Annotated in this window: 7 protein-coding genes and 1 pseudogene; all 8 read right to left on the minus strand. The window is 54.3% G+C overall.

All coding sequences use genetic code 11. The annotated features are described in order from the left end of the window. Positions 1-141: 141 nt before the first annotated feature. A pseudogene (locus B5F35_RS16500) lies at positions 142-258 on the minus strand (helix-turn-helix transcriptional regulator); the annotation flags it as partial. A gap of 230 nt (positions 259-488) precedes the next feature. Continuing rightward, complete coding sequence (locus tag B5F35_RS16505; protein WP_206424065.1) at positions 489-701, minus strand: DUF3791 domain-containing protein; 213 nt, start codon at positions 699-701, stop codon at positions 489-491. Positions 702-703: 2 nt separating this feature from the next. Further along, the gene (locus B5F35_RS16510; RefSeq protein WP_087242656.1) at positions 704-943 is read right to left on the minus strand and encodes a hypothetical protein; all 240 of its coding nucleotides are present in this window, start codon (positions 941-943) and stop codon (positions 704-706) included. Continuing rightward, entirely contained in the window at positions 943-1,434 is a 492-nt protein-coding gene (locus tag B5F35_RS16515; protein ID WP_087242657.1) for a DUF3990 domain-containing protein, read from the minus strand. The genes B5F35_RS16510 and B5F35_RS16515 overlap by 1 nt, the downstream gene beginning before the upstream one ends. Further along, entirely contained in the window at positions 1,431-1,721 is a 291-nt protein-coding gene (locus B5F35_RS16520) for a DUF6788 family protein (RefSeq protein WP_140401270.1), read from the minus strand. The genes B5F35_RS16515 and B5F35_RS16520 overlap by 4 nt, the downstream gene beginning before the upstream one ends. A 140-nt stretch (positions 1,722-1,861) precedes the next feature. Then, entirely contained in the window at positions 1,862-2,194 is a 333-nt protein-coding gene (locus B5F35_RS16525) for a DUF6664 family protein (protein WP_058967068.1), read from the minus strand. 69 nt (positions 2,195-2,263) lie between these two features. Further along, positions 2,264-2,599, minus strand: a complete 336-nt coding sequence (locus B5F35_RS16530) for a DUF3848 domain-containing protein (protein WP_087242659.1) — start codon at positions 2,597-2,599, stop codon at positions 2,264-2,266. Between the two features lie 11 nt (positions 2,600-2,610). Next, positions 2,611-10,035, minus strand: coding sequence for a helicase-like domain-containing protein (locus B5F35_RS16535; RefSeq protein WP_442856488.1), 7,425 nt, complete (start codon positions 10,033-10,035; stop codon positions 2,611-2,613). Between the last annotated feature and the right edge of the window lie 210 nt (positions 10,036-10,245).

The following is a 10,245-nucleotide window of genomic DNA, read 5'->3' on the forward strand; positions in this document are numbered from 1 at the left end:
CCCCCTTTGGAAACCCCCACAAGAAAAGGCGGTACGCTACCCCTCCACGGGGCGCATACCGCCTTTTCTTGTTATCCAGCCCTCCGGCTGTATCGGTTGAGCAAAAGTCCGCGTGGGATTGATGTGGTATCTTTAACTTTGGGAAACTCCTTGCTCCCATTTAGAAATTGTTTGCCGCACAACATTCAGCTTGATGGCAAGCTCCTGTTGGGAAAGCCCTTTTGATTTTCTGATTGCTTTAATATTTTCGCTGAGCATTCGGGATAGCCTCCTTCCTTTCTGCGGTCACGATTATTGTAGTCGGAATTGCCCGTTGCCACAAGCAACGCATTTTAACATTCAGAATTATAAATGATAATGTCACCCTTATTGCCTGTTCATCCTATATTCATCATGGCTTAGTGACTGGTTCGTTTTTGAAAAATGCCAGGGCGAAATAGTTCAACCATTCGCTCCCGGCAGTAGAAACATCTTTTATCATTCTTCTATTAAGCCATAGCAGGTTTCCTTGCCTCAATATAGAGGTCGATGTCCTCCACAATATAATTGGCCCCGGTGGTGTGCAGGGCTTCAAAGCAGGAATACACATAGTCCCACACGCGGTAACGGGTAAAGAGTTCCGCCACCTGCCTGCCAGTCAAGTGCTTGGCGTTTTTGTAGGTTTCCACGCAATAAATGAGAAAATCTCCTTGCCTACTCATATTCACACCTCCTCCGGTATCTCAAAGTTTCCTGTCTTTTTTTCCTCATCATACATGTTAAATAAGGTAAGCGGGCTGAAATGCCACAGCTTGGTGTCCTCCTGTTCCAATAAAGAATACACCTTGGATTCATAGAATTCTCTGGATGCAGCCATTTCATCCACAGGGTAGTTCTCGCAAATCAACTGAACAACCTGGGGAACCAGTAAAGTCAAAATCGCTTCAAATTTTTTATCCGCCATCAAAATTCCTCCTCCGGCACAGTGCCGACAAACCGCAGATAGGACAGAGCCTTTTTCGTTGTCAGCACCAACTGATTATATAGCTTCTTGATTTTGAGCTGCTCCAGGGTCTGTTCCTTGGTCAACACACCAGCGGTATAGAGGGTAAACGTGCGGTACACATCATCATTGGCAACCGGCCCAAAGATAAAATCATAGGCTTCACCCTCATAATTGCCAGATCGGTTATCTGATACAAAATCCAGCCACGCTTCTCCCGGCTCATCAAAACGCAGGATAGAGCACTCTGAAAAAGCGACATTCTCGTCGATCTCATAAATGCTGACTGCCCTTTGGCCGTTTTTCCGACGCTTCGTCACTTTATCAGCAAAGCTGATTGCCTGAGCCTTATTGGTTGTGGTATAAAAACCAAATCCAAAATCTAAGAAGCGATTCTGCTGGATCAGCTTTGGTTTTGATACGACCAAATTGCTGCCATGATATAAAATCATAATTGTCCCTCCAATGCTTTCTCGGCAATCGCACGTTCCTCCTGCAAAGATCGGATCATCGTTTCGATATGCCTGCGTTTTTCCACTTGCTCTCGAACTGCGTCCACATCCTTTTGGGGGATGTACCTTGAGATCACCTTTTTTCCCTCACGGTACTTCAAATAAAAATATGTGGATTGCTTGACCTTCTTTTCCGAAATGGTGCCTTTGGGGAGCATCTCCAGTTCCTCTTGGTATTTTGCCAGCATACGGTCAATGCGTTCTTTCTCTTGCAAGATGGTACTCAAAATCAAATTCAACCTCATCACCCATCTCTATTATACACAACAATATCGAGAAAATCAATGTTAGGTTGTGTATTTCAGCGGGAGCCATTTCTTATTTTAGTATGTAAAAACGGCGCGGATTTCTCCGCACCGTTTCATGGCTATTCTGTTTTGAAAGCGCCAATCTTTTTCAAATAGGCAAATCCGTCTGCATGGCCCCGGAAGTAGATGTGTTCCCGTTCCATATTATCGGCCCGCATATACAGCCGGATAAATTCCTTCCAGGCTTCATGCTCCTCAGCAGTAAAAGAAAGTTCTCCCTTGCCCTCCAGCAGAGCGCCAATCACAGGATTTTGGCGTTTCAGTTCTTCCATCTGAGCCTTTAACTTGGCATATTCCGGGCTGGCAGCCGCCAAATCCATCACAATGTCGCTGTCGATTTCAGAAAACTGCTCGGAAATGCGCTCCGGGAGCAGGCAGTAGCTATCGTCCATCTATCATCACCCCTTGTTACGATTTTTATTATACTATACCTGTCCCGCAGTGCAATGGCAAATGTGCGATTACCGTTCTTTCTGCGCTTTGGCTTTCTGTTTGGCTTCAGCGGCTCTGGCCTGTTCCTGGACGGTATCCCAAATATTTTCCATGTGGGATGTTTCTTTATCTTCCCACCGCTCAAAAATCTGCTTCAGGGGCTTGCCGGATTTCAGCAGCGCCCTGGCCTGGCTGTCCTCCAAATCGTTGTACTCTAACGACATCAGAATGTCCTCCCGCACCGTGTACTCATAGGCGTGGTTCAAAATCTCAGCCGGCGGCTGGGAAAGCAGCCAGTCCCGGAACTGCTCCTGTTCCGCAAACATTTTCTCATAGAGCCTGGTATTCAATTCTTCGTTGGTCATCGTATCCTCCTTTACCGTGCCAGCTCCGCAACCCTCCGGGCAGGCACATCCTCGCCCTCGTCTGGGGTATCGTCCATCAACGTCTTGTCTTTCTCATCCATGTTGAGCAGAATATTCAGCTCTTTCAAACGGGCTGTTTTCTCCGCCAGCTCCTCCTCGCGGGCAAAGGGAGCAGCCAGTTCGGTGCGGGCGTTTTCAAGCTGGGTTTTGGTTTCCTCCAGGCTGTTCTGCTCGGCCTGCAGGCTGCCTGCAAGGTTTTCCAGAGCGTTGTCCAGGCGGGTGATATTGCCGAACACATCCGCCCCCAGCGTCACCGTATGGGAAAGAGTGCCTTTGAGTGTGATCCGGTACTCATTGCTTCTGCCATCATAAGCCAGCACCATGGAAAAGCCCCGGTACTGCCCCAAAAGAACAGCGTCGGAACCTGTCATACGGGTGCAAACGTCAATGATAGCCTTGCCTGCGTCCTCTTTTTCGGTGTAGTGTTTGCCATCCACCTCCATGCCGCAGAAGCCCTCCTGAGCCTTGGGGTGGGCCGCCGCCAGCGCCACATCCTGTTCATAGCCCGCGATCCGTTCCGTGAGCCGGGTGATCTCCTCCGGGTACTTGCGGTACACCAGCTCCTCCAGCGCATATACCTGGTTCAAGTGGCTGGCTTTCAGCATATTCAGCCGCGCCACCTCCATATCCAGGTTGCACTTCTCGATAATTAACGGATTGCCGGTGGCCAGCGCCTTGATCTCCGAATAGCTCAGGGCGGTTTCATCCACATCATCCGCCACACGGACGGGGGCCTTGCTGGTCATGATCTGGGCGATAAACTTCTGCTTGTTCTCCACGAGCTGGTAGAGGTAAGCGTCAAAAGTGCCTTCCGTTACATACCGATAGATTTCCACCTCCTCGTTTTCGTTGCCCTGGCGGACAATACGGCCCAGCCGCTGCTGAAGGTCGGAAGGCCGCCAGGGGCAGTCCAGGTCATGCAGGGCAATGAGTTTATCCTGGACGTTGGTGCCCGCGCCCATTTTGGCCGTGGAACCCAGCAGCACACGCACCTGCCCGGCGCGCACTTTGGAAAACAGCTCCTTCTTTTTGGCTTCGCTGTCTGCCGTGTGGATAAAGGCGATTTCTTCTTCCGGGATACCGGCGTCCATCAGTTTCTTTTTCAAATCATCGTAAACGCTGAACGAGCCGTCGGTGGTTGGCGTGGACAAATCGCAGAATACAAGCTGGGCAGAGCGTTTTTCTTTGGTCTGTTCCCAGATGCGGAACACATTCCGAGCGCAGACAGCCACCTTGCCATTGGGATCGTCGGCAGCGAGAGGATTGATGAGCCGCATATCCAGCGCCAATTTCCGCCCGTCATTGGTAATGCGGAGCATATTGTCCACATGGGGGTCAACCCCTCCGGCGCGGATTTTCTCTGCTCGTTCCGCCAGCCCCTGAATCATCTCTTTCTGAAGCTCCGAGGGCTGGATCACTTCCGTGTGGAAGTTTGCCTTGGGGACGGGGAGTTTCAGCATATCCGCCGTCTGGATGTCGGCAACCTCCTTGAAAGCAGCCATCAGCTCCGGCAGGTTATAAAACTTGGCAAACCTGGTTTTAGCACGGTAGCCGGTGCCCTCCGGCGATAACTCGATGGCGGTGACAGTCTCCCCAAAGTTACTTGCCCAATCGTCAAAATGGATCAGGCCCATCTCCTGCAGGAGCCGGTACTGTAAATACCGTTGAATGGTATAAAGCTCTACCATGGAGTTGGAAATGGGGGTGCCGGTGGCAAAAATCACGCCGCGCCCGCCGGTCAGCTCGTCCAGGTACTGCGTTTTCATAAACAGATCGCTGGATTTCTGGGCTTCGGTCTGGGCAATGCCGCCCACGTTGCGCATTTTTGTCGCCAAAAACAAGTTCTTAAAATAGTGGCTCTCGTCGATAAAAAGGCGGTCGATACCTAATTGCTCGAAAGTGACCACGTCATCTTTACGGCTCTGGTCGTTGAGCTTGGCCAGCCTTGTCTCCAGCGATTTCCGGGTACGCTCCATCTGCTTGACCGTGTAGCGTTCCGCCTTCTGCGCCTTGGCCTGCTCAATGCCGAACAGAATCTCCTCGATCTGGCGCTCCAAAATGGCCTGCTGGCGCTCTACGCTCATGGGGATTTTCTCAAATTGCGAGTGCCCGATAATGATGGCGTCATAGTCCCCGGTGGCAATGCGGCTGCAAAACTTCTTGCGGTTCTGGGTTTCAAAGTCTTTCTTCGTAGCGACTAAAATGTTGGCGCTGGGATAGAGCTGGAGCCATTCCGCCGCCCATTGTTCCGTGATGTGATTTGGCACCACGATCAGCGATTTGGTGCAAAGCCCCAGGCGCTTCATCTCCATGGCGGCTGCCACCATCTCGTAGGTTTTGCCTGCCCCTACCTCGTGGGCCAGCAGGGTGTTTCCACCGTACAAAATGTGCGCAATGGCATTGATCTGATGGGGACGTAAGGAAATTTCCGGGTTCATGCCCTCAAACCGGATGTGCCGCCCATCATACTCACGGGGGCGGACGCCGTTGAAGGTTTCGTTATAAATGCGGCACAGCAGTTCCCGGCGGTCAATGTTTTTCCAGATCCACTCGGCAAACTTCTGCTTAATCAGCTCCTGTCGGTCCTGGGCAATGGCAGTTTCCTTCTTGTTGAGGACAGGCTTTTTCTTACCGTTCTCGTCCTCAATATAGTCAAATACCCGCACATCCCTTTGATTTAGGGTCTGCTCCAGGATGTGGTAGGCGCTCATCCGCTTGGTGCCGTAGGTGGTATTGGCTTTTACATTGCTGCGGTCGGCGTTTTTCTCCCGGATACTCCATTGGCCGGTGGCTTCGGAGCGCAGGATTTTGATGCGGTCCCGTACATAGTATTGGGGGGTGAGCAGCTCCACCATGAATTGCTGGTACACCTCGATGGGCACCCAGTTTGCGCCAATGCGCACGCCAATTTCGCCAGCGCCCAGGTCCTGGGGCTGGACAGCCTCCAGAGCCTCCACATTTCTGCGGGCGGTTTCTTTCTGATTGTCAGGGGCCACTTCCAGGAATGCTTTTGCCATCCGCAGCTTTTGGCGCACTTTCCCGGAAAGGTACTCATCCGCCGTGACAAGAGGATAGCGGCTCAAATCCGCCAAAGAAGGCAGGATGTCCTCCGGGTTCTCCGCACAGCGAATATCCCGGTAGATCACCCCGGCAAGCTCTTTTTCCAGTTCCTCCAGGGATTTACCCGACAGCTCTGCCATATAGTCCATATCCACACGGGCTTTTTCCGAAATGGACACCGCCAACGCTTCACTGGCTGTATCCACACTGGTGACAGCCACATGGGGCCGGATGGTGCGCCGGGTGAACATATCGGCTTTTCTTTTTAGGTTGCCCTGCTCATCCAGCACCTCCAGAGAGCACAAGAGGCAGTAGCTGGAGTCCTCCGAAAAGGCCAGCTTGTTGCCGCGACTGTTCAGCAGCCCATACTTGGCGGTGAAGCTGTCGTAAAGGGCGTTGAGCTTTTGCTGCTCGGCTGCAATATCCTCATCCGGGTAGCCTTCGGTCTGGTACTCAATAAGCCTGCGGGTACATTCCCGCAGCTCGATCATGCCACGGATACGGTTTTCCGCCGTGACGGAGACTTCCACCGGGTGCATGAGACTGTTTTCCCGGTAGTACACCTGCCCATCTGCAATCGTGTAGCTGAAATTCTTCACTGTGGGGTCGGCAGGGATGGAGCGATCTTCCTCCTCGTCCAGCTCCTCCAGCTCATAGGGCTTGATTTCCGCCTGCAAAAACTGGATGGCATTGGCAAGCTGCTCGGATAAATCTTCCCCCTCGCGGGCTTTGCAGGCGCTGTCCGGCCCGAACCGTGTGGATTCCATCACCATGTCGCCCAAAATCATCTCCGGGTGCTGCACGAAATAGCGGTTCATGCGGATTCCGTTTTCATCGGTGTCCAAATGCACCCAATCCTGGTCTAAATCGGTGATGTGGTCGCGCTTTTGCAGAAAGATGATGTCGCTGGTCACTTCCGTTCCGGCGTTCTGCTTGAAGGTGTTATCCGGCAGGCGGATGGCCCCGATCAGGTCGGCGCGCTGTGCCAGGTACTTTCGGACGCTGGAGTTTTCCTTGTCCAGAGTGCCTTTGCTGGTAATGAACGCCACAATACCGCCGGGCCGCACCTTGTCCAGCGTCTTTCCGAAGAAATAGTCGTGGATCAGCCAGTGGTGCTTGTCGTACCGTTTATCCAGCACTTTGAAATCCCCAAAGGGGACGTTGCCCACGGCTACATCAAAAAAGCTGTCGGGCATTTGCACAGTTTCAAAGCCGTTTACGGAAATGTTGGCATTCTGGTAAAGCTGGCCCGCAATCCGCCCGGAAATGGAATCCAGCTCTACGCCATAGGCTTTGCTGCCCGCCATATCCGCAGGGAGCAGGCCCAGGAAATTGCCGGTGCCGCAGGACGGTTCCAGGATGTTGCCCTGGGTAAAGCCCATCTGGGACAGGGCTTTGTAGATTCCCCGGATGACCACGGGCGGCGTGTAAAAGGCGGTGAGGGTGCTGGCCCTGGCCGCCGCGTATTCCTCCGAATCCAGCAGGGATTTCAGCTCCTCATAATGGGGACTGGTTTCCTCAAAGCAGTCCGCAAGGCCGCCCCAGCCCACATAGCGGGATAGGATTTCCTGTTCTTCGGGGGTGGCCAGTCGTTCCTCCGCTTCGATCTGCTTCAAGGTGCGGATAGCGGCAGCATTGGCCACATATTTCTCGCTGGGGGTGCCATGGCCCAGGGCGTCGTCGGTGATGTGGAAATCATGGCGCTGATCCCTGGGAACCTCCGAGTGCAGGGTTGTGAAGGTAATGCGCTCACGCCGGGGGCGTTTGGGCGGCAGCGGGGCCGGTTCTTCTTTTTTAGGCTGTAAAACGTCCTGCTCCTGGCTGGCTTGCAGTTCCTCTACGGCAAGCGCCGCCTGCTCGATGGCCCGTTCATCGGGGAAGTCCCCGTAAACCCGCAGCCACCGGCGCTCATTCAAATCGTAGATACCAGCGCCGTCATAGGCAAAGCCGTCCTCGCCCTCCATCGTTCCGGCCACATATTGCTGCGCCGCCTGTTCCGCCTCTGCCAGCGTTTGGTAATCCAGCCGTTCGTCAAATCCATTTTCAAAGTGGTGGTACACCGCAACTTCGTAGGGCGGCTCCATGCGCTGGGCGTAGCGGTCGATGTCCTCCGAGGTGAGCCATTCCGGCTTTTCCGGCAGGGCGGCGTAGAGTTCCCGCATTTTGGCGATCTGCTCCCGCACGTTCACGGCCCACAAATGCTTTTCCGCACGTCCGCCAGCGCCCAGGAAGTAGTCGCAGTCGGCTTTCAGGCGGCTGAGTAAGCGGTAGTCATCCGAACCCTGCTCCGGCGTGGTACTGATGGATTCCAGTTCCGCATCAGAAACGGAAATGAGGTCGTCAAAGTCCAGTTCGGCCAGCTCGTTTTGGATGAGTTCATCCAGGCTCTCATACTGCCTGCGCTCCAAAAACTGCCCGCCCAGATAACGCTCAATGCGGTAATGGACCAAGTCGGCATTGACCTGGATGGGAATTTCCTCATCCGTAACAGTGGTGTAGGCAATGCCCACCTTTTCCAGATCACTGAAATCGGCTGGGCTGCCATACTCGGCCACGCAGAAATCGTTGATAAACTCTTTGGCGATCTCCAGTGAAGCAGGTTCCGTCTCCTCGGACAAAAACTCGCGCTCAATGAAGTCGGCAACATCCTGGCTGTTACCTTTGCCGCCATGGGCACGGTAATCCATCAAACCTTCTTCGACCAGTTCGCTGGATACCGCATATCCGGCCTCCTCCAGATAACCGGCGATTTCTTCTATCTGCGCCTGTTCCGGGGTAAGGGCCGGGGGCAGCTCCGCGATCTGCTCTATACAGAGGGTGACGTCCACCGCGATTTCTTCTTCCGGGTCCGCATGGTCCAGGAAGGATTGAAGCAGCCTGCGGATTTCCTCCCTCTGAATGGGATCATGAAGCTGCTGGGCGATATTTTCCACCGCCTGGGCGTCATCTTCACCATAGCCCATGCGGGAACCGTCAAACTCTCCCACAAAGCGCAGCACCTGGGCGGCCAGCTCCGGGTAGGGGTCTGCCAGTTCTTCTTTTTGAGGCGGTTCCTGTACCCTGGGCGGCACGGCGAACACCGGCGCGTCCTGGGTGGCGGAAATGGTCATTTCCGAAGTGTCAGCAATCCGCTGGATTTCCTCCCGCACTGCCTGGGGCATTTCCTCCTCGTAGAAGGTCACCGTGCGGTCTGGGGCGATGTGGGCAACTGTTTTGTAGTCACCGTGTTCCTCCTCCAGCCGGTTCCACACCGTGACGCCGTTTCCCAAATAGCCGTAGCCCAGGTCGTAGGCTTTTGCCTGCGGCATGGCAGGAACCACAGGCTCCTTGTGCTCTGCAAAGAGCGTGAAGGTTCCCTGCCGGAACGCGGTGAGGTTTTCAAACGCCTGCCGGCGCAGGGCGTACATCCTGTCATCCTGCGGGGTGGCCCCCCAAACGGGGACCATCATCTGATAGATTTCTTCCACACGGGCCGGGTCGTCAAGCTGCGGCTCGATGAGCTTCACCGCGTCCCAATAGTCAAAGCCAAAGGGATAGGGGTGGGGCTGCTCCTGCGGCACATTCTCAAAGAAAGTGCGGATATTCCGGGCAAGCTGGTGCTTCTCATACTGCGGCATGGCGGCGCGGTCCTCATCGGTGAGGAACCGCCCCTGGGCGATCATGGCGCTGACGCGCTTTTCCACGGCGTTCCATTTCAGCTCCACCTTGGCGTAGGGGGCGGTAATACTGCCGTGGCTGAAAGAAACACCTTTACTGAGCTGGTAGGTCACATCGTCATTCCCACCGGAATGGCCGCTGTACTCGCCGTGGTAGTGCTTTAAGAAATTCTCCCGTTCCTTGCGCTCTGTGTGGTTGCGATAGAAAGAATACACGGCCAGCCGGTAATCGGTGCTGCGTTTTCCACCCCGGAGAAGGTTGTCGATCTCGTCCCCGGAGATGAAAAAACGCCGCTGGGGGGCGTACCCTTCGGCGGCGGTAAAGTGCAGCGGTTCCCGCTGCAGGTCGGAAAGCTGCTCCAGCAATTTTTGCGGACGGTGGAAATGGAATCGCAGCAGTTCCCGGTTCTCTCTGTATGCTGTGACAAACTGCTCCAGCTCATCCCGCAGGTTCTGCAACCCCTCCGGATGGCCTAACAAATCGTTTATGGCGGCGCTTTCCTCTGGAAATCCATGATTTTTGCCGTAAATGGCATTCACCGTGGGAAGATAGCCCGCGTCGGCGGTGCCTTCTGCAAAATCCTGCCGGAGATACCATAGCTGCGAGGCCCGTTGCTGGCGCTCGTACTCGTCCACCCGGTCCAGTTCGCTCTGAGGCATATACCGGCCCAAGTCCAGCAGTTCCCGGATACGGGCCGCCGCCTGTTCCCAGGGGATGAGGGTGGCGCTGGAACGCTGGGCACTTTCGCCCTGGGCAATGTGGATTCCCTCGGCGTTGTACCAGATGGCATACTGTCGGCCATCCAGATAAAAGCCTGCGCCGTTCTCGCCATAGTGCTCTGCCAGGAACCTGGCATTGTCCGGCTTATC

The organism is Anaeromassilibacillus sp. An200 (assembly GCF_002160025.1).
GTDB lineage: Bacteria > Bacillota > Clostridia > Oscillospirales > Acutalibacteraceae > Caccousia > Caccousia stercoris.

What these genes read in the sequence shown, in the direction of transcription:
- B5F35_RS16505 (WP_206424065.1), bottom strand. Translation starts at nt 701, where the DNA reads ATGAGTAGGCAAGGAGATTTTCTCATTTATTGCGTGGAAACCTACAAA.
- B5F35_RS16510 (WP_087242656.1), bottom strand. Translation starts at nt 943, where the DNA reads ATGGCGGATAAAAAATTTGAAGCGATTTTGACTTTACTGGTTCCCCAG.
- B5F35_RS16515 (WP_087242657.1), bottom strand. Translation starts at nt 1,434, where the DNA reads ATGATTTTATATCATGGCAGCAATTTGGTCGTATCAAAACCAAAGCTG.
- B5F35_RS16525 (WP_058967068.1), bottom strand. Translation starts at nt 2,194, where the DNA reads ATGGACGATAGCTACTGCCTGCTCCCGGAGCGCATTTCCGAGCAGTTT.
- B5F35_RS16530 (WP_087242659.1), bottom strand. Translation starts at nt 2,599, where the DNA reads ATGACCAACGAAGAATTGAATACCAGGCTCTATGAGAAAATGTTTGCG.
- B5F35_RS16535 (WP_442856488.1), bottom strand. Translation starts at nt 10,035, where the DNA reads ATGCCTCAGAGCGAACTGGACCGGGTGGACGAGTACGAGCGCCAGCAA.